The sequence below is a fragment of the Arthrobacter sp. P2b genome (genome assembly GCF_900168295.1).
Lineage (GTDB): Bacteria > Actinomycetota > Actinomycetes > Actinomycetales > Micrococcaceae > Arthrobacter.
In genome coordinates this window covers 1-23434 of record NZ_FVZL01000024.1, presented here as the reverse complement: position 1 = coordinate 23434, position 23434 = coordinate 1, and the positions used below count along the sequence as shown (strand labels likewise).

Below are 23434 nucleotides of genomic sequence, written 5' to 3'. Positions count from 1 at the left end.
GCCCGTAAAGACTGGATCGCAGCAGGCCATCTCCATTTCGCCCTGAGCAGTGTCCTGTCCCGGTGGGCATGCCTGAGGTGCCGAGACCTCCGCTGCCCCCCCACGGGCGGGCCTGCCAGGCCCTTGAGGCCGCCGAGCAGGAACTCGACGCCCCGGCCGAGCTGCTGCGTATGTTTGTGACCGCCGGCCGGACGGCGGCCAGGAGCATGCGGATCAGCCTTACCGCGGCAGCGCCCACCCAGCCGGGCATGCTTTGCCAACGGACCTGGCCGTGGTGACCGCATGCCCTGACGGTGCCGGCTGGCCTGGCAATGGTCGTCGGCGAGGGGCGGCATCTGGTTGGTGACCCTGAAGTTCTGGAGTTCGAATGCCGAACGGTTCGAACCCGCCTGCACAACCGGAAGTCACGTTGTGCGTGCCACCATAGACGGAGTGGGTTGCAACCACTCCGAGCTCCTCACGCGATACCCCGATCGCGTCAGCGGAGATTGCAGGATGTAACCGGGCGGACATAGGGCCTGCAAGGTCGCGGCCGTCGAGCGAGTGAGAGAGCAGGACCGCGTCGGGCTGTAAATGGTCAGCGGCGGCAACCAGGGGTCGACAGATGCGACACCAAGTGCCGTCGCATCAGGATTCTCGGCAATCAGCACGCGATCCCCATGTCGTGGGCGACCGGAATGTTGAGGGTCCTGTTGTTGGCCAGTTCGTTTTCGATCATGACCTTGATGGAGTTGCGGGGGCCAATCAGCTGCGGGAGCCAGGACACCCCGGCCCCACCCGGGGACCAGGCCCAGGTACGCCTCGGGCAAAGCGATACCGTTCGCCGCGGACGAGACAGTGCGGTATTCGGCGGCAAGGGCGATTTCAAGGCCGCCTCCAATTGCTGCGCCGTTACTAACATGAAGGTCCGTACGGCCATCGCGGCCAAGGCACCAAAGACCTCGTGGCCAAGGACGGCAATCTCCTGTGCCGAGCCTGCCTCCTGAGGTCGCGCGTGGCGGTCAGATCCGCGCCGGCGACACATCTCCTGCCCTGGCCGGTAATACCACCCCGACGAATTCTCCCGCCGTCGCGCGGTAGCGGACATTTCGAAGGAGGGTGCCGAGTTCGTTCAATGACTCGTGGCTGAAGGTCACCGGCCTGCGGTCGCGGTCAATCAGAGTGATCAACGCGAACGCACCTACTCCCGGGATTGGACGTCTTCGAGACGAATATGACGTGCTCACGCTGCCGCCTTCAGCGCCGGAATTTAATGTCCTCACGGTGCGGCCTTATGGATTCACGCTTTGCGTTGTCGGCCGCTGCAGAGGGCAACGATGCCGCCCCCGGGCGCACAAAGACACAGGGTGTTCTGCTATTAGGCTTCGTGAGATTCCTTTTCTGGAAAAGTACGAAAAATATGAACACAAGTGACGGCATGACGGTTCTTTAGTTACCGGGGCTTCCGCCCGCTCAGTTAGTAGCCGTGCCATGCCCTGTCACGATAAAGCGGTGAGGCGCCTTGACTCGTTGCGATAGTTGATGATCCGGGTGACCATCGGCGCCCCACCGCGGCTTTATGGATGCCGGGGAATAGGTCACAGCTAACGCTGCCCCGGTTGCTTTCTTGGCTGTTCGGACTCATTCACTGCGATTCACTCTCGGGGAAACTGACCGCTGGCTGAGATACCACTCCAACAGTTCGCCATACCGGCGCTCCAGGGAGCTGCAGTGCTCGTGGTTCTTCTGGAGGCCTGAATGGCACGCCGGATCAGGACTTTGTGGCCCTGGGAGGGGACCCGGTGTAGCGGGATGGTTTCCACCCGTTTCGTCTTCTTAAGCGGTCAGTGCATGCATGAACCCCGCCGGCCTGGGCCGGAAAGTGCTGCAGATTATGACGGGGGCATTTAGAGGTGTGGTCCCTTAGAAGGCTTTGAGGATGTCTTCGACGCGTTGTTTGGCGTCGCCGAAGAGCATTTGGGAGTTGTCCCGGAAGAACAGAGGGTTCTGTACACCGGCGTACCCTGTAGCCATGGAGCGTTTGAACACGATGACGTTCTCTGCTTCCCAGACTTTAAGGACGGGCATGCCGGCGATCGGGCTGCCGGGGTCTTCGGCTGCTGCGGGGTTGACTGTGTCGTTCGCCCCGATCACGAGGACGACGGAGGTGTCTCCGAGGTCGTCGTTGATTTCGTCCATTTCCAGGACGATGTCGTATGGGACTTTGGCTTCGGCGAGGAGGACGTTCATGTGCCCTGGGAGGCGGCCGGCGACGGGGTGGATGCCGAACCTGACGTTCACGCCCTTTTCACGGAGCTGGTGGGCGAGTTCGGCCACGGGGTACTGGGCCTGGGCGACGGCCATGCCGTAGCCGGGGGTGATGACCACGGACGAGGCGTTGGTGAGCATTTCCGCTGTGGCTTCGGCGGTGATTTCGCGGTGCTCGCCCTGGTCCGTGTCTCCTTTGCTGGCGGGGGCGGCGATGCCGAACCCGCCGGCGATCACGGAGATGAAGGACCGGTTCATTGCTTTGCACATGATGTAGGACAGGTAGGCGCCCGAGGAGCCGACCAGGGCTCCGGTGATGATGAGCAGGTCGTTGTTGAGTAGGAAGCCGGCCGCGGCGGCGGCCCAGCCGGAGTAGCTGTTGAGCATGGAGACGACGACGGGCATGTCGCCGCCGCCGATGGAGGCGACCAGGTGCCAGCCCAGCCCCAGGGCAAGGACGGTGACGACGATGAGCAGCCAGAGCTGGGAGTCGTTGACGTACCAGACGGTCAGGGCGATGAACGCGGCGAGGGCGCCGAGGTTGATGGCGTTTTTGCCCGGCAGCATCAGGGGTGAGGATTTCATCCGGGCGGAGAGTTTCAGGAACGCCACGATCGAGCCGGTGAACGTCACGGCGCCGATGAACACCCCGATGAAGACCTCGGCGTGGTGGATCGCCGTCAGGTCCGAAGACAAGGCGGGGGCTTCGAGGTGTCCGTTCCAGCCCACCAGGACCGCGGCGAGGCCCACGAAGCTGTGCAGCAGGGCGATGAGTTCGGGCATGCCGGTCATTTCGACCACCCGGGCGCGCCAGAGCCCGATGGCCCCGCCGACGGCGACCGCGGCGACCAGCAGGCCCAGGCCGGTGAGGGCGTGGCCGGTGCCCCAGGCGTCCTGCAGGGTCAGCCAGATGGTGGCGGCGAGGGCGATGACCATGCCGGTGATGCCGTAGACGACCCCGGCGCGTGCTTTCTCGTGCTTGCTCAGCCCGGCAAGGCTGAGAATGAACAGCAGGGCCGCGACGATGTAAGCCGCCCCCGCGATGGAGTCGGCGGTCAACGGACCGGAGACGGTATCAGTCACGGTAAAGCTCCTCGTAAGTGTTGCTGCTGCTGTTGCGGTGACGGCGCTCATGAACGGGCCTTCCCGGCGGAGAACATGGCGAGCATCCGCCGGGTGACAGCGAAGCCGCCGAAAATGTTGATGCTGGCCAGCAGGACCGCGACGGCGGCGAGGACCTGCATCACGATGTTCTCGGAGGTGACCTGCAGCAGCGCACCGACGACGATGATTCCGGAGATCGCGTTCGTCACGGACATCAGCGGCGTGTGCAGGGCGTGGTGGACTTTCCCGATCACATAGAAGCCGACCACGATCGAGAGCATCAGCACCGTGAAGTGCTGCGGCAACGGCGCCGGGGCGACCGCGTTGATCCCGAACAGCACCGCGATACCCGCCGCGAAGAGCCCTGCCTTGCCGGCCGTGCTGACGCCCTGTTTCGTCTTCGGTGCAGGGTTTTCGGCGGCCGTTCCGGCGTCGGTCGTCACTGCTGGTGCGGCGGAGACCTGGACCGGGGGCGGGGGCCAGGTCTTCTCGCCCTCGCGCACCACCGTCACTGACCGCTGGACAACGTCGTCGAAATCGATCCGAAGCTGACCGTCCTTGTCCGGGGTGAGGAGCTTGAGGAGGTTGACCATGTTCGTCCCGTACAGCTGGGAGGCCTGGGCCGGGAGCCGTGCCGGCAGATCCGTGTAGCCCAGGATCACCACCCCGTTATCAGTGACAATGCGTTCCCCGGCGACGGAGCCTTCGACGTTTCCGCCCTGGCCCGCTGCCATGTCCACGATCACGCTGCCGGCCTTCATGCTTGCCACGTCCTCGGCGGTGAGCAGCTTCGGCGCCGGGCGTCCCGGGATCAGGGCGGTGGTGATGATGATGTCCACATCCGCTGCCTGCTCGGAGTAGATTTCCGCGGCCCTGGCGTTGTAAGCCTCGGACGTGGCCTTCGCGTATCCGTCCGTGGACTTCATCTCTTCGGCGACTTCGACCTTGAGGTAGGTACCGCCAATGGATTTCACCTGGTCGGCGACCTCCGGCCGCGGGTCCGTCGCCCGGACAATAGCGCCCAGGCTGCTCGCAGCGCCGATCGCCGCCAATCCGGCGACGCCCGCGCCCGCGACCAGGACCTTCGCCGGCGGGACCTTGCCCGCCGCGGTGACCTGTCCCGTGAAAAACCGGCCGAACTCGTGCGCGGCCTCGATCACGGCACGGTACCCGGCAATGTTCGCCATCGAACTAAGCACATCCATCGACTGGGCCCGCGAGATCCGCGGCACCGCATCCAACGCCAGCGCCGTGATCGGACGCGCCGCCAACGCTTCCACCAACTCAGGCCGCAATCCCGGGCTCAACGACCCGATCAGCGTGGCACCCTCGGTGAGACGGGCGATCTCATCCTCAGTGGGCGGATTGATCCGCAACACCACCTCGCTGCCCCAAGCCTCATCAGCGCCCACAACCAGGGCCCCCGCTTCGGCGTAAGCCTCATCACGGAAGGAGGCCCCCTCGCCTGCGCCCTTCTCGACCACAATCTCGTAGCCCAACCCCAACAACTGCTTCACGGTGACAGGCGTCGCCGCCACCCGTGTTTCGCGGCCCAACTCGGCCACAATGCCAATACGCGTCACGTTTACTCTCTTTCTCCAACAGCTTGCTCGCACAGCAGCCGAGGCGTGATGTGGGGAAACCCAAAATCTTCTTCAAGAAACAAGACAGGGAACCATTGGCGCTTGAGTCACTGTTTCGGCGGCCTAGACCAACGCCGGCTGGGGCAGCAGTTTTAGCAGCCGCAGCACTCCAAGCCCAGAGGGTGGTCCCCGAGCGGGCCAATAACCTCACTGGCTGCTAAAAACACGGTTCTCTGGGCCCGCAAATTTACCGGTAAGCCCGTCTTGGTGACACGTCCTGCGTTAAAGTGTATACACAAATGGACTAAGAACCGACCCATAGGCCGAAATATTTCTTTTGAGGCGGTGTTTGTATACATTGAGGCCTGATGAACCTTTCATTTTATGGAAGGGACCGAATGCGTGCCGTGAACGGGCGTATGTATCCCTGCTTGACGACACTCTCGAGTGGCGCCTGCCGCCCGGAACGGTGCTGGCTGAGGTCGAGCTGTCCGAGCGACGCGTTACCGGGGGCGAGGTGTGGTCGCAACGGAGATATCGCTTGATTAAGCCGACGAGCTCTTTTGAACTTGGGGAAGCTCTTGAGCGCAAAGCTGCCTCCCTAGCGGCGCACGCGTTGATGCACTTATTTTTTCCAGCCGGCTTTTCTTCTGCTGTGCAGCTTGTTCAGGCCAAAGACCATGCCAGACGCACTACTACTCTTTGGACAAGCATCTAGATGACGCGATGGATAAGGCTGTCAACAACTCCTATTTACTCCAGTCGCGCGAAGAGCTTGCGCGTCCATTTGGTTCCAGCGCCTGCAGGTCTCCCCCGGCACCTGTCCAAATGAGTGGCCCGCTTTCGGGCGGAGGGCGAGGCCGAGCTGGAGAGCGCTCGCCCCGGCCCCATCACTTACCGAACCGGACATCACAGCGGACGGAGCGTCACAACGTCGCGCTGCGGGTGAGCAGGCGGCGGGTCCGCCCGGATCCATTAACATCCGGGGTTGCCGCAGGCGACGGCGTCGAAGGTCCTCAACCGCTACCGGGTGCCTCTGCTTTGGCATATCGACCTGAACACCTGGATGGGGTGCGAAAGGCCAAACCGCTGCGCTACGAACTCGAGTGGCCCGCCGATCTGATGCACGTGCACGTGAAGCAAGTCGGCCGGATCCCAGAGGGCGGCGGACCCCGCACCTGGGCTGGGTGAAGGGCAACAAGAACGGGTGCGGGGCCGCCTACGCCTACCTGGACTCCGCGATCTGTGACCACTCCAGGGTGGCCTGCTCCGAGATCCACGCCGCCTACGCGAAGCACTATTCCGTCGAGGTTCTAAACTTGCTGACTGCCCGATCCGGGCCTCGAAAGGCGGGGTGGAGGACCAGGTGAAAGCCGCCAAAGCCGACCTCGAGCCCTAAGACCCGAAACCTGCTGCCGGAATATGACTCGTTCGCCGGGCTGGAACTGCCTGCGGGCAGTTCATGACCCTGGTCAACGCTCGCAAACACCGCACCACCCGCCGCCGCCTGGACGACATGCTCACCAAGACCCCACTGTTTTGCACCGCCTCCCGGACGCAGGACACCGCGGCCCATTGAGCGCCGTCGGCTGACGACAGTCGCCTATCGACAGCCGCATGCGATATGATGGACGAGATGTTTGATAAGGCCTGCTGGAAATTCAATGGAGAACGGAGGCAAAAGAATGACAATGAAGAACTTGGTGCACTCCGCGCAAGTAAATGAGGGCGCCCGCGGGGCGTACGAGTGGGCTCGGAAGGACCCCAACCGAATTGCACTCATTACGAAAGACGTGGCGGTTTCCTACGGGGAGCTGATCGACCGCTCCAATATGATTAGCCACCATCTTAGAGACCTCGCCTTAAGACCGGGCGACGTGGTGTCGGCCGTCGTGAGGAATGGGCGTGAATTCTGGGAAGTCTCTTTAGCGGCTCAACAGATCGGTCTGTACTTCCTGCCCATCAATTGGCACCTTCAGCCACACGAGCTCGAGTACATACTCCGCGACAGCGACGCCAAAGTATTGATCGCGAGCCCAGAAGATGCACGGAGGCTGTCAGTTCTGGAAACGTTGCCGCTTGATCGCTACTCGATCGGAGCGGCGATCCCCGGTTGGCACCAGTATCAAGATCTCGGCGATGGATATCCGGACAGCCCTCCTGAAGATGCTCGTGCAGGAAACTACCTTTACTACACGTCTGGTACCACCGGTAAGCCGAAGGGCGTCAAGCGCCAAATGTTCGATGCGTCGCCTTCGGCAATGGCACGGAATTTCACCGATATGGTGATCGTGCGAGGAACGCTGTCGGAAACCGGGGCTCATCTCGTCTGCTCGCCCTTGTACCATTCGGGTCCGGGTGGCGTCGCCACCGGTTCACTGCACCTCGGTCACACTCTCGTCCTGCACGAGGAATTCAATGCCGAGTTGGTCCTACGAGACATAGAGAAATATCACGTTACCGATACACACATGGTGCCGACCCATTTTCACCGTCTACTTGCGCTCTCCAAGGAGGTGAGGGATCGCTATGATCACTCCAGCCTACAAGTTGTAAATCATGCTGGAGCCCCGTGTCCACCAAGTCTAAAGCGCCGAATGATCGAATGGTGGGGCCCTGTCATCTGGGAGTACTTCGGCTCCACCGAGGGCATGGTGCAGGCTAGAGTTTCCTCGGCTGAATGGCTTCAAAAGCCGGGAACGGTAGGAAAGCCTGCAGCCAACACGGTCGTAATCCTCGACGACAACCAAGCTGAGGTGGAGCCTGGTGTCGATGGGCTGATCTACGTCAAGTCAACGCTTCCGTTTGAATACCTGGGTGATCCCGGCAAAACGGCGACGAGTAGGCACGGCGAATACGTCACGGTCGGCGATTTCGGCCATCTAGATTCCGATGGCTATCTATACGTGCAAGATCGGCGAAGCGACCTTATTATCTCGGGTGGCGTAAACGTCTATCCAGCCGAAGTCGAGGCGGCGTTCATGTCTCACCCCCGCGTTGACGATATCGGAGTCTTCGGAGCGCCCGACGACGAGTGGGGCCAACGAGTGGTCGCGGTCATCAAACTTACGGATGGGCCAGAACCTAGTTCTGAGCTGAGACAAGAGTTGATCGAATTCTCAAAGAAATCTCTTGCCTCGTATAAGCGGCCTAAGCAATACATTTTTGTAGCCGACTTCCCACGCAATGCCGCGGGCAAGGCTTCGCGGGCTTCACTCAGGCAAACCTATGAGCCTCAATTGGCTACCAGCGCTCACTTAAGGCGCCCTTAATCAGGGCAGGAGTGCAGCGTTGCCCAGCCGCCTCATCCGCATGATGGGTCTCGGAGGCCATGAGCTGCATACTATGAGCATGTTCTACGACGACACTATGCTCCACTTCGAGAACGAGGACGAGCTGCGTAAGGTCGGGATGAGCAAGGAACACCGCGTCGACCCGAAGACCTAAGTCGGGATCCTCGTGGACCGGGAGGGTTTCCTGGAGGTGCACCTGTTCTAGAGGAAAAAGCCCGAGGCTACTCCGCCCACATAGTCGTCATCACCGACGCCGAAATGCTCTCCGCGAGGAACCTGATCGCCCTTGAGGACGCCGGGTTCGAGGCGCCGGGGGCAAGTAGCGTCGACTGTCGCACCTGCCCGTGGTTGACACGATACTGGTTAGCATCCCCCACTCGAAGGCGAGTGTCGAATCGATTGTTTCGGTGGTGATGAGCAGGTATTTCACTTTGTCGGGGCCGACCGATGATCCTTTGCGGTCGGGCGGGAAGAAGAATCAGCAGGGGACGAAGCCGGCTGCCTCGTCCCCTGCTTTGGTTCATCGATATGAGATGGGTAGGATATGCGCGACTTTGTCGCCACTAATTACGGCTTGGCAGCTAATCAGGGAATTGATCTCTTCGGCAGCCAGACCTGCCTCTTTGAGGACTTTGCGTGAATGCTCCCCCGCACCGGGAGGAATCATTGGACCAGGTCGTTGAGTTCTGCTGAACCCGGCGTAGCGGCCCGTCTGCATCAAGCTATGCCCGTCGTCACTTATGCTGACATGGTACATCTCTGCGTCGAGAAGACGTTGGTCGCGAAGAACGTCTGACATTCCTCGCTGTGGTAGCTGGAATCCCTGCTATCGAGAGCTGGGCGATCGCTTCAGGGGACGTCATCGCTCGTATCCTGCCGGTCAAATCCTCTGGGCGTTCGGACGCCCGCAGGATCGCCACCTGACGAAAACGCGCAGTTGTTTCCCCCATGATTCGCCCTGCATCCAGGTAGATCCAGCCGTCGGCGGTGTGATAGAAGGACTGGACCGGTCCGAGACCTCTCGGGGTCTTCATGTGCCACCCGCGCCGGCATGCGGTCGGCGAACCGCACCATGTCTCCCATTTGGAGGAAGACCGAGGTCGCCGCAAGCGAATCCCACGTCCGCTGGCCCTCACCCGTCATTTGACGGTGATACAACGCGATCACGCAGTCGAGGGCGCTTAGTGCTGCGGTTGCGACATCATTGATCGCAATGGTGTTTGCGATCGGTCATCATCCGCGCCCCAGGCAGATCATGCCGCTCTCGGCCTGATTGACCATGTTCACCCCACGACGAGCGGACAGCGGCCCGCCCTCACCATAGCCAGTGAGCGTTTGAGTGATGATGTCAGGCTTATGCTGCCGTAGCTTCTCGTAGACGACGCCGAGCTTCGCCGCCACCCCCCGACGCATCGCCTCGATGACAATGTCACATGTCGCGGCAATGCGGTGGAATGCACTTCGCCCTTCCTCCAGGGAGAGGTCAATGCGACGCTGCGCATCTCACGATTGAACGCATAGCCCGAGACACGGAATGGGTCGCCGGTGAGCGGCTCGGCGGTTGGAAAATCCGCCCCAAGCTGGCTCAACAGCATCCCCGCATAAGGAGACGCGACGAACGTGCCTATGTTCACGATGCGGAATCCAATCAAAGGCCCTGGAACGTAGCGAGGAGGCAGCGGGTCTGACATCGGATTGGTCGCCCAGGGTGCGATGCCGTTTGCTCGCCCGGGGACGGAGCGCGCGTACGTACTTTTCCGGACGATCTGGTCAGAACGATCGGGATACCAAGCAGTTCAACGTGTCCCCCGATAGGGTGCTGAAGGTCGGTATCCATGCCTATTGCCCGAATCTGCTCCCTGTTGAACCAATCCTTCCGAGAGTTCACTGGGGCCGCAGGGAATGCCCACGGCGGTGATCAGATCAAGCAGCTCGGGTCGACTGCGGCTGGCAAATGCACCCGTGATTAGCTCACTGCACCACGGCAGGTTTTCCGGGAGTGCCGCTTTGGCCGTCACGCCCTGGATACGCGGGTCGATTAGGATCTCGTCGAGACCGAGAGACCGAAGAAGGTTGGTCTCGAACTTTGGGCCGAGAGCTCCCAGTGAGATCCATAGCCCATCAGCGCATTCGAAGTGCCGATAGGTGGGGTGCCGTCGCATCGGGCCGACAGTTGTCGGCGGGTCAGGAAGCTCCGGGTCGACGTGCAGCGAGTTGATCATTGCTTGCATGGCTACCTGGTTGCCCGAGACCGTAACCTGTTAGCCACGGCCTGAAATCGTGCGCTCCACCAGAGCCGATACGCCTGAGGCCGCCGCCCAAGTGCCGTGTGTATAGAGGAGGTGCGGACAGATCGACTTGATCGAGCCGCCGGTGACAGAGGGCTGCCGCATCGCCTGCCCAGTGGGCGCAGGAGCAACCAGTGCGATTCCCCTCCCAACCAGGGGGCCATAGTCAGGAAGATAGACGGGAAGCGATAAAACCGCCAACTCGTGATTCTGCTCCGCCGAGACTTCGGCCTCGGTGCCTCAGGCGGCCAGCGCGGCACCATCACCGAAGAAGCAGACGTCAGCTCCCCGCACACTTGCCGCTATTCAACCCCGGTCTTTCGGCTGCCCGGGATCCAGAAGAACGCTTCGCTTGTTGCGGTTCCACGAGCATAGCCAGGCCGATCAAGCGCGGAATCCAGCGAAGGTGCGTCCACCTTGATGACGTCGGCCCCGCAGTCTGCGAAGAACATCCCCGCCACCGGCCCAGCCACCCCCGTGCTGTAATCGAGGACGGGGAGACCCTTGAACGCAGTCATCGCAGCATTACCCTGCCGCGATCGATGACCACGTCACCGTCACTGTCCAGAGTGCGAAACTGGGCACCGCCCTCGGTCAGCCAGACCTGAATAGTCAAGGTCTCCCCCGGGGTGACGCTCTTGCTGAATCGTCCGTACATCGATCCAAAGCGTGCAGGATCACCACCAGCGACGGCGTGAAGCAGTCCCCGGGCGGTAAACCCGTACGTGCACATTCCGTGCAAGATCGGCGCATCGAAGCCTGCGCTCCTAGCGAAGGCGGGATCGCTGTGCAGAGGGTTTCGGTCGCCAGTGAGGCGGTAGATCAGCGCCTGTTCCCTGAGTGTCTTGTATACCACGGTGTTGTCAGGAGTGCGGGCAGGCAGTTGCCAGTCGTCTTTCGGCCCTCGCTCTCCGCCGAAGTTGCCCTCGCCGCGAAGGAACATTCCGGATCCGAGGCGGGCGACAAGCTCGTTCGTGGAGGAATCACGCACTTCCGTGGAAAAGGAAACGAGCGCACCCGTGCCCTTGTCGTAGACGCTGTCGATTTTAGCGACCGACACGACCGATCCCGATGGCTCCAGCTCCCGGAAGAGCTCGAAGCTCATCTCGGCATGAAGCATCTTGGTCATATCGACTGAGAAGCCGTCCGGCAACGGAGCGGTGGCCGCGACGCAGACAAACGACGGAAGGACGCGCTGGGCAACGTGAGAGTTCTCGGTCGTAAACTCGAGTTCCCTCGCAGGGTCGCCGCCGCCCGCACCGACGGCGACGGCGTAGAGAAGCGAGTCCTGTGACTTCCAGGATCGGGTGGTCGCTTCTCCCGTTTTGCCGACGTAGGACAAGTAGGACAGATCGGACATTTCTATAGTCATGATGAATGATTCCTTCCGCGATGAAGATGTAAGTGACAGCCGCCCGCAGTCCGGATACTTCCGCGGTCTAGGTGCGTCTCGTGCAAGCAGGGCGTTTACCGGGTGTGGTGGGTATGGCGTCTGTTGCCGCCTCTTCGGGCGGCGGCAGGCGGGACTCCTACCTGTCTGCCGCCTCGGGGAGCTGCTGTGCTGCAACGACCACCTGTTGGGCCGCAGTTTGCTTATCTTGCTTGAGAGTGAGGTGTGCGGTGCGGATTCCCATCACCGGACCGAACAGCGCCACGACAACCATTAGGGCGCAGATAACCGTCAGGTAGACGAAGACACCTTCGGTCGCGAAGGTCGCAATGATCACGCCGATGAGCAGGGAGTTGGCGATACCGCCGAGTCGACCGATGCCGTTCGAGAAACCGCTGCCCTGGCCACGGATTTCCACGGGGAAAATTTCTGGCATGTAGGTGAACACCGTCGTGGTGATGGCGTTTTGCACGAAACCTGCGCTGAATCCGAAGATGAGGAGTACGGGAACGTTATCGACGAAACCTATGACCATGTAAATCAGGCCGAGAATAATCGATGCCCCCAGGATGAGCCATTTGCGTTCGAAGCGGTCGATTACCGTAGAAGAAAGCAAGGCTCCGAGGAAGTTCGCGCACGAAAGCACTAGGAGGAAGCTGTATGCGTCTGCTATTGGATACCCGCGCTCGATCAGGATCACCGGGAACCAAGAATTTAGACCATAGTTGAGGACCGTCGCCAGGATGAACAGGCTGCTGCCCACGATGGTCCGGCCAATGACACGCTTGCGGAAGATGTCGAAAATGGATCCCGTCGCAGACGACTGGTGATCCTGGTATATGGGCGGCGGGAGCTGCTTTCCGGTCTCTTCCTCGTACTCCGCCTCAAATCGCGACATCTCGGCCTCTGCCTGCTCCAATCGGCCTTGCGCCGCCATCCAGCGGGGCGACTCGGGAAGCAGTTTGATGGCAAGCAACGCGACGATGAAGCCGCCGGACCCCACTAGGAAGATGACGTGCCAAAGGCCGGCGGGGATAACGACGCGAGCCAACAGTGCCATGAGCGGTACGCTGATTGCGGAAACTCCGTAGATGACCGCCATCATGCGCCCGCGCAGGGGCTTGGGGAACATCTCCGAGACCAGCACGAGGATGATACCGCTGGTCGCTCCGATGCCGATGCCGGTGACAACGCGGGCCCAGCCTAGCCATTCCGGTCCGGTGGCGAAGGCCGAGAGTAGCGAACCGGTGGAGAAGACGACAACAGCTGTGATCAGCGTGGGCTTGCGCCCTATGCGGTCTGCCACGCGGCCTGCGACGATGGCACCGATCGTCATACCGATGAATGTGGTGGACGTAAGGACCCCTACCGCCTCAAGGGACATGCCCCACTCGGCCCGTACCGCGGGCGCGACAAGCGCAAGCGTGCCTATATCGATCAAGTCGAAGGTGAAGAGCGCAATTAGGATGAAGATGTTTCGTCGATGGGTGCGGGTGAGCTTCGGCAGCCGGTCCATGCGGGCGCTTACTACTTGCGACGCGGTGTGATTCGCTCGCTGGGTTTCTGGGTTCATCTCTTTTGACTCCGTTGTCTTAATATCGACGATGTGTGCAAATCCGTTAAGGAGCGGACGCATTAGGCGCGGGGAAGTCCACGGATTCTTGTCAAGGACGTTGGTTCGAGAAAATGAGGCTTGCGCCGGAGGCAAAGTAGAATCCGACGCCCTGGACGAAGCTGGTCCGCACGTCCGGCACCTGGGCAGCGGCTTCACCACGGAGCTGTCGGATGGCCTCCTGGATGGCGAACATGCCGTACATGCCGGTGTGAGTATAGGCAAGACCACCACCGTTGGTATTCATGGGCAGTCTGCCTCCTGGAATCGTATGACCTTCAGCGATGAACGCCGCGGATTCCCCGCGAGCAACGAATCCCAGATCCTCCAGCCCGTACAGGGGCAGGTGGGCGAAGGCGTCATAGATCATCAGGTGATCGATGTCGGCATGGTCCAAGCCAGCGGTGGAGAATGCCTCGGCGCTGGAGCGTCGGAAGGCATGGAAGGAACCAGTCTCCGTCATTTGGGATACCAACGGAGCCTCGGTGGCTTCGCCGGAACCGAGCAGGTAGACGGCACGGTCGCCGACGGGCAGGTCTGCTGCACGTTCGGCCGAGGTGAGGATGAGGGCGCCGCCACCATCGGTGACGACGCAGCACATTTCCTTAGTGAAGGGGTAGGCGACCATGGGTGCGTTCATAACTTCGTCCCGGGTGATGATGTCGCGCTTGAGGGCGCGGGGATTCTTGGCAGACCATTCCCGCTGCGCCAGGACCACCGTGGCCAAATCGTCTGGGGACATGCCGCGCTCATGTAGGAACCGCAGGGCCGGCACGGTGAAGGTTGTGTAGGGAAATTCGGCCCCGTAGGGGAGCTCGAATTGTCCGACGAACGATTCCGGGGAACGTTCCCAGGCGTTCATCCCGATCCGGGAGCGGCCGGACTCGCCGTGAGTGATGAGTACAGTGGTGGCGGCCCCGGCGGCGATTGCCGCTGCTGCGTGGCGGACGAGCAGCATGAAGCTGCCGCCGCCGACCATGGTGCCGTCTACCCAACGGGGGTTGATGCCCAGATGATGGCTGACTTCCAAGGCCATAGGCCCGGCAGTGGCCACCCCGTCGATGTCGGCGATGGTGAGACCCGCGTCAGCCAAGGCGTTCAGCGCGGCGTCGGCGTGCAGGTCCAGCATGGACATGTGCGGCAGACTGCCGATTTCGGTGGTTTCGGCGGCTCCAATAACGGAGATGTTTCCACCGTGCATGGAGGTTGCGGTGTGGGACATCATTAAGCTCCTTCCGGGGCAAAGACCGGGACGGTTACGCCCTCGATCTGCACGAACTTCACATTCAGCGGCATGTCGAGGTTCAGCTGTGCGGGATCCGGTTCGATGTCAACGATGTTGGACATCAGCACCGGGCCTTCGGCCAGCTTGACCAGCGCGATTACCGGCGAGATGACGTCCCGGCCCGGCAGCGGACGGTGGTTGATGACGTAGGAGTGCAGCGTGGCTTTGCCGCTGGTCTGCCGCCACTCCACGTTCCGGGAGCCGGTGAAGGGCGAGAAGGAGCGTGGGTAAAAGAAGTACTGCCCGGTATCAAGGCAGTAGGGGAGGGTGAGACGCCCCTTTTTGACTTCGTTCCAGAAGTGCGCCGTTTCCGGTGTCGCTTTTGGCAAATTGAAGGTCATGGCTTTCTCCTTAATCAGCACTGTCCTGGCCTGCGGCGGAACTGCCGATGGCTGGTGTGGGATGGATGCTGCGTGCACTTCCAGGGCGGCGCTGTGTGAAGGGTGCGGCTTTCGGCCATGGGATGTCCCTTTCAGAAGGGTCGCCACGGAGCCGTCGGATGGCGAAAGTCGAAGTACTCCGATGGAAGACAGAGACTTAGCCAATGCAACAGGGGGCGGGAAGATCGATAGATATACAGACAACAATCGTCTGTATATTAGTTACGAAAATTATGGGAGACTCTGTGGGGGAAGTCAAGCCCTCACCGAAAGAGGTTTTCAGTGGCAACTAAGACCCAGGCGGAGGCTCAGCGGGGGCGCCCCGCAGATCCGAGCATTGAGGACCGTGTCAGCAGGGCTGCCATTGAGGTCTATTCGGAAGTTGGCTGGGGCGGATTCACGATCGACGCGGTGGCCTCGCGCGCCCAGGTTGGCAAGGCCGCCCTATACCGCCGCTGGACCAGCAAGCAGGACCTGCTTACCAGCGCGATGCGCACGATTTACCGGAACCAGCCCGGTATAAGAGATACCGGCGATGTGGTGACTGATCTTGAGCAGATGGCCGAGGGACTCATCGTCAACCTGCATTCGGCTCGCGGCATCGCGGAACTACGCCTGCAGATCGAGGCAAAGATTTATCCCGAGATTTTGGATCCGGCCATGGATCCCATCAGGGCGGACTGGATGCAGGATGCACGTGAATGCATTGCGCGTGCCGTGACACGCGGGCAGCTGCCCGTCGGCACATCGGCCGGGCTGTTGTTTGATGCCATCCGCGGCCCGATCATCAACCGCTTTCTCCTGACACCTAGTGACAAGGCAAGCCGACTGATGGATGACCGCCGGGAATTTTCCCGCCGGGTTGTTCGACTGGCACTGAAGGCCGCGGAGAGCTGAATCCAAGAAATTTCCCTTGACAGCGCGGCCTGCTCACCTTAAGCTCGCTTAACAGACGATATTCGTCTGTTAGTGTCGCTGCAAGCGACCCGAGTAGACCGAATTCCTCAACGACTTCACCCGCACGCCTGCGGGCCAACTGACCGCTGAAACCGCCGGCGACATTTTCACAGCGCCTGTGCCCTGACAGCGGACATCAGCCCGTCCACGCCAACCGCGTACTTATCCGCGGTATAAGAAACAGGAGAATTGCTATGAAAACACTAGAAGGCAAAGTCGCCATCATAACCGGCGGTGGACGGGGCATCGGGGCCTCGATTTCCCGGCTATTCGCAAAGCACGGCGCCTCCCTGGTTATCAATGATCTCGGCACCGGAACGGACGGCCAGGGCGGGGATGAAGGCCCAGCTCAGGACATCGTCCGGGAGATCACCGCAGCCGGCGGACAGGCCATCGCCGACGGCGGGGACATCGCCGACGTCACGACCGGCGAACGCCTGGTAAAAATAGCCATCCAACGGTTTGGAAAACTCGACATTGTCGTCAACGTCGCCGGAATCCTAAGGGACAGGATGATCTTCAACCTCAGCGAAGCCGACTGGGACGCAGTTATCCGTGTCCACCTCAAGGGCCATTACAGCACCATCCGGCCCGCGTCGGCCTATTTCCGGGAACAGCGGAACCCGGACGCCAACTACCGCATCATCAATTTCACTTCCGTTTCCGGACTTCAGGGATCGCCCGGGCAGCCAAATTATGGTGCCGCGAAAATGGGTATCGTCGGGCTTACCTATTCCCTGGCCCAAGGGCTGTCCCGTTATGGTGTCACCGCCAACGCCATCGCCCCCGGAGCGGCCACCCGGCTCACCGCCACTATTCCAGACGACAAGAAGATCGGCACCATCCAGGAGGAAACCAATGAAGGTTCCCCCGACAACATCGCCACCGTGGCCCTCTACCTGGCCAGTGACGAGTCCCAGTGGTTGACCGGACGCGTCGTTTCGGCCCAGGGCTACCAAGTCGGCCTCTACGCCAACCCGGAGGAAATCAGCACCTTTGAAGGCAACAAGCCCTGGTCCGTTGAGGACCTCGGACAGGCCATCGAATCCAATTTCCGACCGCTGGCGGAAGGGCTGCCGAGCAGCATCTTCGCCTCGCAAATAGCCGGAAAATGACACCGATTTCGGTAACGGGCACGCTGTAGCAGCACGCAGGGAAACCCGACCGTTTGCCGCGTGGGGAACAGGTACGGGAGCCCATCTGCTCAATTCCGGTACCGTTCCCTGGTAACCCTATGCGTTACACGCTTCCCTGCCTCATCACCGGAAGCGGCGGCGTCAACCTCGTCGATCCGGGGCGGCGCAGCGCGACCGGCCCCCAGCCACCTTCGGCACGTCCTGCACCTAGCCGGGTTCGAGGCAGCGTTCCGTTACCGGAATTGTGCTCACCCACCACCACCCGGACCACATTGGCCTCGCCGCTGATCTGGCCCGGGCATCCGGGGCATGAATCGCCATCGGAAAACGAAACCCGCCCGTTCCTGGCTGGAATGGATCAGGGAGCTCCAACGAGAGGTCTTCATGTCAACCAAACCATCAGCGCTCACGGATCTCATGAGATCTCGCCGCTCTCCCCGGGCTTTTCTGCCCACCCCGCTAGACCCGGCGACTATCAGGGGTGTTCTGCAGGATGCACAATTAGCGCCCTCAAACAGCAATACCCAGCCGTGGGTCGTGCATGTAGTGTCGGGAAAGGCGCGCGATACTCTTAGCGACAACCTACTCGCAGCGAATAAGGACGGCCGGCGGTCCCTCGACTTCATGCTCGACTACGGCGAGGGCGTTCACCGCCAACGGGCCCAACAGCACGCCGCAGTGCATCACGGCGTACGTGGTATCGACCGATCCGATCACGAAGGCCGAGCCGAAATCACCAGGGAGAACCTGCGATTCTTTGGCGCTCCACATGCCGCGCTCCTCTTCATGCCAATGCTCGGCGATGGAGTGCGCGCCGCGGGGGACGTCGGTATGTATGCCCAGAATTTCCTCCTGTCGCTGACCGCCCGCGGCTTCCACGGGATCCCGCAGGCAATCATCAGCTTCTATGCCGACACCGTTCGCGAGTCCCTCGGCGTCCCTGGTGACCTTAAGCTCCTGTTCGGCATTGCGTTTGGCACCGCAGACCCAGTATCACCCTTGAAGAGCCTTGACCTGGACAAAGTGCCTTATGAGCACAGTGTTGTGTTCCATGACGACCCATGCGTTTGACATCAGCAGTGCCCATTGCTGCCACTGAGACGCAAAACTCCATGTCCTTGCCAGGCGAGGACGCTCGGTACCCGAAAGCCGAGTTCATCGGCATGGATGTCTAGGTGTGGGCTGAACCAATGGCTGCTTGAGGGGCGGGTCCGGGTGTCTGGGCGTCCGGCGGGCCCGCTTCGTCGTTTCGGGGCTGGGCGGGACGGACGGTTTCCGGCCGCCGGCCCCTTACGAGTACGGCCGCAGAGGCCGGGCTCCCTTGCCGGCGGTGTCCGAAGGGCGCGGCCGCCCCCACGGGGCAATGCGATTACCAGGCGCCGTTCCGGACGGTCAGTCCGAGGCTGACGAGGCGATTGAGGTTCAGCGCGCCGCCCGGAGCCAGAACTAGGCATCGTATTTCGCCACAGCGTGATCGGGTGGAAGGCCGTGTCTGTCAGTGCCTACCCGCAGGCCGCCTTCCACCGCAGGCCGTAGGTCTACGCGTCGGCCGTCTCTCCCGGTCCGAGACCCCGTTCAGGGCCTGCAGCACCAGCACCGAGCCGATCACCGGCGCCGGCACCCAAGGCGGGCCCGCCCCGAACCGAACATGCCTCCATCATCGAATCCGGGAACAACCTGCCCCCGTGTCCAGCCAGGAACGCGAAAACGCTGCCCGGAGCCAACAGCTCCCCCGGCCAGCGCCTCGACATCCGACAGCGTCCGCTGTTCCCGCTCACGTCCTTGCATAAGAGCCTTACCCACCGGCCCGGCAAGTCCAGCAGGCACGCCTTGAACCTCCGGCATTACCCACGCAAATTGTTCAGCGGTCTCCTAGGGCGGCCTGAACCAGGTGCTAATGGACCCGGTACCGCTCCTTCACCGGGCCAGCTTTCCATCGGTGATGGTCCTATACAAGCGGTACTTGAACCACTGCAACTGCACGGGCCCGGCTAGAGGAATATTCTTGAGTCCCCGGAAGCGGCGTTCCTTCCGCCGGAGGAGATGACTCCGCAGTTCGAGCAGCCCGGCGGCTGCCTGGTTTCAAACGACGACCTGCCGGCAGCGCGTTCAAAGGCTTGTGGTCCTATTCCGGGTTGATTCCTAGACAAACTCATCCCAGCAGGCCACGGACCCACTTGTCTTCGACGACATGAACTCAATTCCAGCAACCACGAAGAGATTCTCTAACGCTTGGCAGCACCTTTTGTCGCCCTAAACGGCAAGCGGGGTGCAAAATCAGCCGGTTCGGCCATAACGGGGATGACGTCCATCGGGGACGGGAACGGTCGTTGGCTGGCATCCCGTTGCGCTACCCAGTAACTTCCGGGGTCGACCGGACAAATGGTAAGTGATCGCGACTTTTCCCGTGGTGGGCCCCGTTTGCCACACCCTCTACCGGCACGTCTTGGGGGCAGGATCCAGTATCTGGTCAGGATGGGTACACCGGAACCCGGGACCCCGGGGATGGCGTGGTCGCCGACGACACGCGCCCGTCCGTCCTGGATCTCAAGCTCGGCCTTGATGGCGACGCCCGTATTGGCGTTGTGCAGCCTGACGTGTCGCAGGCCGTCACCCGGGGCGACGAGACGCTCGTCGACCGCGAACGGTGCAACGGCGGTCTTGAGGTTGCCGCAGTTGACGCTGTAATCGACAATCGCTTCGTCGACGCCGACCTGGGCGAAGCGGTAGTGGACAGTGCCGCCGCGTTCCTCGACGATGACGGCCTTAGAGGTGCTCGAGTAGGTGCCGCCGAGCCCGTCGAACTGCAGAGGATCGGGGCTGCCCAGCAGCGCCAGCAGGACGGCGTCGCGGGCGGCCCGGGTCTCCGGGATGTCTCTCGCGTGCAGGAACACCCCTCTGCTCGTCCCACCCCGATGAGAGCGAACGGGACGCGTCGACTTATGCGTCGCGCTCCCACTCGCCGAGGGCGGGGTCGATCACGTGACTGACCGCAGTGTGGTACCGATTTGCCGCTCCGGCGTCGATCGTGCGTTCCAGCAGCTCGTAGGCCACCTTCGCCGAAGGGAGGTCGAGGCCGAGGCGATCGGCGAGATCGAGGCTGTAACCTACGTCCTTGAGCATGTACGCCGCCGAGAAGCGTCCTTCCTCGTGCTCATCCGGCAGGAGAGCGTCTCGACCGTGATGCTCGAGCGCGAAGCTCCCCGCCGATCCTTGCGCGAGCGCTTCGAATGCGACCGCCACCTCAGCCAGACCGCTGCGGCGGATGAGAGCGAGTGCCTCGGAGATCGCGACGACCGTCTCGAAGACGACCAGGTTGTTCGCCAGCTTCACCAGTGCGCCGGCGCCGTGACCGCCGCAGTGCATGATATCCGAGGCCATGCATCGCAGGAGCGGCTCGACTCGCCGGAACGAGGTCACCGGCCCCCCGGCCGTGATGCTCAACGTCCCGGCGATCGCAGCTTCACGGGTCCTGCTGACCGGCGCGTCGATGAAGTCGAGACCGCGTTCGGCGAGATCCGGGGCGAGCTCACCGGCCAGAGTCGCCGGCGACGTCGAGAGATCGACGACGACGGTGCCCTCTCGGCCCCGCTCGAGGATCCCACCGTCCTGGCGCACGACCCGCTCGACATGAGCTCCGCTGGGCAGCGAGAGGAAGATGACGTCACACGACGCAGCGAGCTCCGCGACGGAGTCTGCCCGTCTCGCTCCGAGCTGAACGGCTCGTTCGACCGCCTCGACGTCGAGATCGAGTACCCGCACCGTGCGGCCGCTCTTCGTGATGAGGTTCGCGCTCTGAGGACCTCCCATCACGCCGAGACCGATGAAGCCCACTTCTAGCTCGTCTGTCATAACCATCCTTTCTAGTCATCTACTAGATTACCCTTGCCGCCTGTCGACAGACTACAGTATCTTGATCTCAGCGGCCTAAGGTTGATCTTGAAGTCATCTATCTGTTGTGACCGACAGCCGCCACGAAATCGCAAAGGAGCGAACATGTCCGGACCAGTTTCTTCACCACAGGCTCAAGCCCGTCGGGTTAGCGTTGCCACGTTCATCGGCAGCGCCGTCGAGTGGTATGACTTCTTCATCTACGGCACTGCGGCCGCCCTAGTGCTCAACAAGGTGTTTTTTCCTGAGTTCGACGCCGCCGTGGGCACGATCCTCGCCTTCGTCACGTTCGCCATCGGCTGGCTCGCCCGGCCGATCGGGGGCCTGATCGCCGGCCACTTCGGAGACCGGCTCGGTCGGAAGCGGATGTTAGTCATCACGATGCTCGTGATGGGTATCGCCACGTTCGCCATCGGACTCCTGCCTACCTACGGGCAGATCGGAGTCGCCGCCTCGATCCTCCTTCTCCTGGCCAGGATCGCGCAGGGACTCGCGGTCGGAGGGGAGTACGGCGGCTCGGTCGTCATGGCATTGGAGACCGCCCCGAAAGGTCGCCGAGGACTGTGGGCGAGCATGCCCCAGGCGGGCATACCCGCAGGACTCGTGCTGGGCACTGGAGCATTCTTCGTCGTCGCGAGCCTGCCCCAGGCGGCCTTCCTGGAGTGGGGATGGCGGGTGCCGTTCCTGCTGAGCGCCGTGCTGGTGGGCGTGGGCCTCTTCGTCCGCCTGCGTATCGAGGAGAGCAGGACGTTCCAGCAGGTCGCCGGATCCGAGGATGACCCGAAGCGGATCCCCGCGGTGGAGGTGCTGAGGAACTACAAGGGGCGCATCGTCCTGCTCATGCTCGCACACATCGCCCCGAACTCGTTCTTCTACCTCAGTGCGACGTTCATCATCGCCTACGCGACCGGAACGGGCTCCTACACCAGCCAGCAGGCTCTCGCCGCCGTCGCGATAGCGGCCGCCCTTGAGATCTTCACCATCCCCCTGTTCGCGGCGCTGTCCGATCGAGTCGGGCGCAAACCCGTCTACATCGGTGGTCTCATCGGATTGGCGATCCTGGCTTTCCCGTTCTTCCTGCTGGTCAACACCGGATCGTTCGGCCTGCTCGTCCTGGCGCTCATCCTCGTCCTTAGCATCGCGCATGCGGCGGTGTTCGGTCCCCAAGCGAGCTTCTTCTCCGAGCTGTTCCCCACATCCGTCCGCTACACGGGTCTGTCGATGGGCTACCAGATCGCGGGAGCCCTGTTCGGCGGGCCGCTGCCCGCAATCGGCACCGCTCTGGTCGCCGTCCTGGCGGGCGCACCGTGGCTCTTCGCCGGCTACCTCGTGCTGACAGCACTCATTAGCATCGTCGGCGCCGCGGTCCTGCCGCAGAACCGGTCCGATGACGTCGACGCCCTCACCAAGCCCAGCCCGGGGGTCTCGGAGCGCGCGGCCCGACTCGACAAGGCGGCGCGCGGGATCGCGGGGTAACCGGCTCGACGGCGACATTCGCGAACCGCCCGGCTCTGCTCTCGCTCTTCACGCAGGCAGCGATCAACCCCGGGCGGCTCGCTCTCGCCTACTGGGCCCTCGAACTGGGGTTGGTCCCGGTCGAGGTGGGGCTGGTCGCGGCATCCTTCGCCGTGGTCCCCATCTTCACCGCGCTCCCGCTCGGCACCCCGGCAGGATCGCTGCGGTACGTGGGACTGCTGCCCGCATCGGCGGCGCTCTCCTCATTGCAGGGGCCGGTCATAGGTGCCGGCGCGCAAGGCGTGGCGCTGCTGGTTCCCAGTGCGTCCTCGGCGTCGGGGGGATCGCCACGCACTTCGGTGCCCAGGCCTGGATCACAAGGACCACCGAGAAGGGACGTTTCGAGAGCGCGTTCGGCCTGCCCTCGGCCTACATGGCGGTGGGCGAGGCAGCAGCCCCGGTCCTTGCAGTTGCCCTGCAAGGGCTGCCAGACTCCCCCCTTCGTCGCAGCGGCTGCTCGTTCTCGGCGCATTCGTGGTCTCCATCTCACGCCTTGCTCCCCTGCCCGAACGACGACTGAAGGGCAGCAAGACGACACCGGGGCTGCTGAGCCGGCCCGAAGCCGTGCGCCTGCTGGCCGTGGGGTCGCCCTGGTGACAGCCGCCGACGTCCTGATCGCCCACCTCCCGCCGTGGGCGAGACGCGGCATTGACCGATGGATGTCGATGCGTCTAGCCTTGAAGTCTGTCGACAGACTACACAGAAGGAAGGCATTGTGGCCTACTCCGCATCCATGATTATCGACGGCTCGGC

18 protein-coding genes and 4 pseudogenes are annotated in these 23434 nt (G+C 62.2%); 6 read left to right on the top strand and 16 right to left on the bottom strand.

The genetic code is table 11. The features are described 5' to 3' along the window. Nucleotides 1-219 precede the first annotated feature (219 nt). The 5 genes from B5520_RS23320 to B5520_RS20950 form a co-directional block, all read right to left on the bottom strand. Nucleotides 220-555, bottom strand: a complete 336-nt coding sequence (locus B5520_RS23320; RefSeq protein WP_368483734.1) for a hypothetical protein — start codon at nt 553-555, stop codon at nt 220-222. An 88-nt stretch (nt 556-643) separates the two neighbouring features. Then, nucleotides 644-766 carry a hypothetical protein gene (locus B5520_RS23200; protein ID WP_258006652.1) on the bottom strand — a complete coding sequence of 41 codons (123 nt, stop codon included), beginning with the start codon at nt 764-766 and terminating at the stop codon, nt 644-646. 235 nt (nt 767-1001) lie between these two features. After that, nucleotides 1002-1169: a hypothetical protein gene (locus B5520_RS22855; protein WP_176156943.1), complete on the bottom strand. Its 168-nt coding sequence runs from the start codon at nt 1167-1169 to the stop codon at nt 1002-1004. Nucleotides 1170-1902: 733 nt separating this feature from the next. Next, complete coding sequence (pntB, locus tag B5520_RS20955) at nt 1903-3306, bottom strand: Re/Si-specific NAD(P)(+) transhydrogenase subunit beta (protein ID WP_079599014.1); 1404 nt, start codon at nt 3304-3306, stop codon at nt 1903-1905. 71 nt (nt 3307-3377) lie between these two features. Then, nucleotides 3378-4934, bottom strand: coding sequence for a Re/Si-specific NAD(P)(+) transhydrogenase subunit alpha (locus B5520_RS20950; RefSeq protein WP_079598998.1), 1557 nt, complete (start codon nt 4932-4934; stop codon nt 3378-3380). A 1691-nt stretch (nt 4935-6625) separates the two neighbouring features. Here B5520_RS20950 and B5520_RS20940 point away from each other — a divergent pair. After that, nucleotides 6626-8206, top strand: coding sequence for an AMP-binding protein (locus tag B5520_RS20940; RefSeq protein WP_217700357.1), 1581 nt, complete (start codon nt 6626-6628; stop codon nt 8204-8206). A gap of 1254 nt (nt 8207-9460) precedes the next feature. Here the strand turns inward: B5520_RS20940 and B5520_RS23130 are convergent. The 9 genes and pseudogenes from B5520_RS23130 to B5520_RS20905 all read right to left on the bottom strand — a co-directional run bounded on the left by B5520_RS23130 (nt 9461) and on the right by B5520_RS20905 (nt 15143). Beyond that, entirely contained in the window at nt 9461-9703 is a 243-nt protein-coding gene (locus tag B5520_RS23130; protein ID WP_258006653.1) for a CoA transferase, read from the bottom strand. Between the two features lie 35 nt (nt 9704-9738). Beyond that, nucleotides 9739-9918 (bottom strand): annotated as a pseudogene (locus B5520_RS23315) (CoA transferase); the annotation flags it as partial. Further along, nucleotides 9876-10118 (bottom strand): annotated as a pseudogene (locus tag B5520_RS23310) (hypothetical protein); the annotation flags it as partial. The pseudogenes B5520_RS23315 and B5520_RS23310, both read right to left, overlap by 43 nt. Beyond that, nucleotides 10024-10449 carry a CoA transferase gene (locus tag B5520_RS23305; protein WP_180987472.1) on the bottom strand — a complete coding sequence of 142 codons (426 nt, stop codon included), beginning with the start codon at nt 10447-10449 and terminating at the stop codon, nt 10024-10026. The pseudogene B5520_RS23310 and the gene B5520_RS23305, both read right to left, overlap by 95 nt. A gap of 368 nt (nt 10450-10817) precedes the next feature. Further along, nucleotides 10818-11033: a CoA transferase gene (locus B5520_RS20925; RefSeq protein ID WP_079598994.1), complete on the bottom strand. Its 216-nt coding sequence runs from the start codon at nt 11031-11033 to the stop codon at nt 10818-10820. Beyond that, nucleotides 11030-11887 (bottom strand): MaoC family dehydratase, encoded by an 858-nt coding sequence (locus B5520_RS20920; RefSeq protein WP_079598993.1) that lies wholly within the window; start codon nt 11885-11887, stop codon nt 11030-11032. Before B5520_RS20920 ends, B5520_RS20925 begins: the two co-directional genes overlap by 4 nt. Nucleotides 11888-12044: 157 nt before the next feature. Next, nucleotides 12045-13478 carry an MFS transporter gene (locus B5520_RS20915; protein WP_176156941.1) on the bottom strand — a complete coding sequence of 478 codons (1434 nt, stop codon included), beginning with the start codon at nt 13476-13478 and terminating at the stop codon, nt 12045-12047. A gap of 91 nt (nt 13479-13569) precedes the next feature. Further along, nucleotides 13570-14742, bottom strand: coding sequence for a thiolase C-terminal domain-containing protein (locus tag B5520_RS20910; RefSeq protein WP_217700356.1), 1173 nt, complete (start codon nt 14740-14742; stop codon nt 13570-13572). Next, nucleotides 14742-15143, bottom strand: a complete 402-nt coding sequence (locus tag B5520_RS20905) for a Zn-ribbon domain-containing OB-fold protein (RefSeq protein ID WP_079598990.1) — start codon at nt 15141-15143, stop codon at nt 14742-14744. The genes B5520_RS20910 and B5520_RS20905 overlap by 1 nt, the downstream gene beginning before the upstream one ends. Nucleotides 15144-15464: 321 nt before the next feature. Here B5520_RS20905 and B5520_RS20900 point away from each other — a divergent pair, with 321 nt between their 5' ends. The 4 genes and pseudogenes from B5520_RS20900 (at nt 15465) to B5520_RS20885 (ending at nt 18346) form a co-directional block, all read left to right on the top strand. Then, a complete protein-coding gene (locus B5520_RS20900) occupies nt 15465-16079 on the top strand; it encodes a TetR/AcrR family transcriptional regulator (protein ID WP_079598989.1) in 615 nt (204 codons plus the stop codon). Between the two features lie 254 nt (nt 16080-16333). Beyond that, complete coding sequence (locus tag B5520_RS20895) at nt 16334-17254, top strand: SDR family oxidoreductase (RefSeq protein WP_079598988.1); 921 nt, start codon at nt 16334-16336, stop codon at nt 17252-17254. A gap of 256 nt (nt 17255-17510) precedes the next feature. Then, nucleotides 17511-17588: pseudogene (locus tag B5520_RS23300) on the top strand (MBL fold metallo-hydrolase); the annotation flags it as partial. Next, nucleotides 17585-18346 (top strand): nitroreductase, encoded by a 762-nt coding sequence (locus tag B5520_RS20885; protein ID WP_368483733.1) that lies wholly within the window; start codon nt 17585-17587, stop codon nt 18344-18346. The pseudogene B5520_RS23300 and the gene B5520_RS20885, both read left to right, overlap by 4 nt. 1154 nt (nt 18347-19500) lie before the next feature. Here the strand turns inward: B5520_RS20885 and B5520_RS20880 are convergent. Both B5520_RS20880 and B5520_RS20875 read right to left on the bottom strand, forming a co-directional pair. Beyond that, nucleotides 19501-20193: pseudogene (locus tag B5520_RS20880) on the bottom strand (PrpF domain-containing protein); the annotation flags it as partial. 22 nt (nt 20194-20215) lie between these two features. Beyond that, nucleotides 20216-21127 (bottom strand): NAD(P)-dependent oxidoreductase, encoded by a 912-nt coding sequence (locus tag B5520_RS20875; protein WP_079598985.1) that lies wholly within the window; start codon nt 21125-21127, stop codon nt 20216-20218. A 144-nt stretch (nt 21128-21271) separates the two neighbouring features. On the opposite strand from B5520_RS20875, the gene B5520_RS20870 reads away from it, so the two are divergent. Continuing rightward, nucleotides 21272-22642 carry an MFS transporter gene (locus B5520_RS20870; RefSeq protein ID WP_079598984.1) on the top strand — a complete coding sequence of 457 codons (1371 nt, stop codon included), beginning with the start codon at nt 21272-21274 and terminating at the stop codon, nt 22640-22642. The last annotated feature ends 792 nt before the right edge of the window (nt 22643-23434 follow it).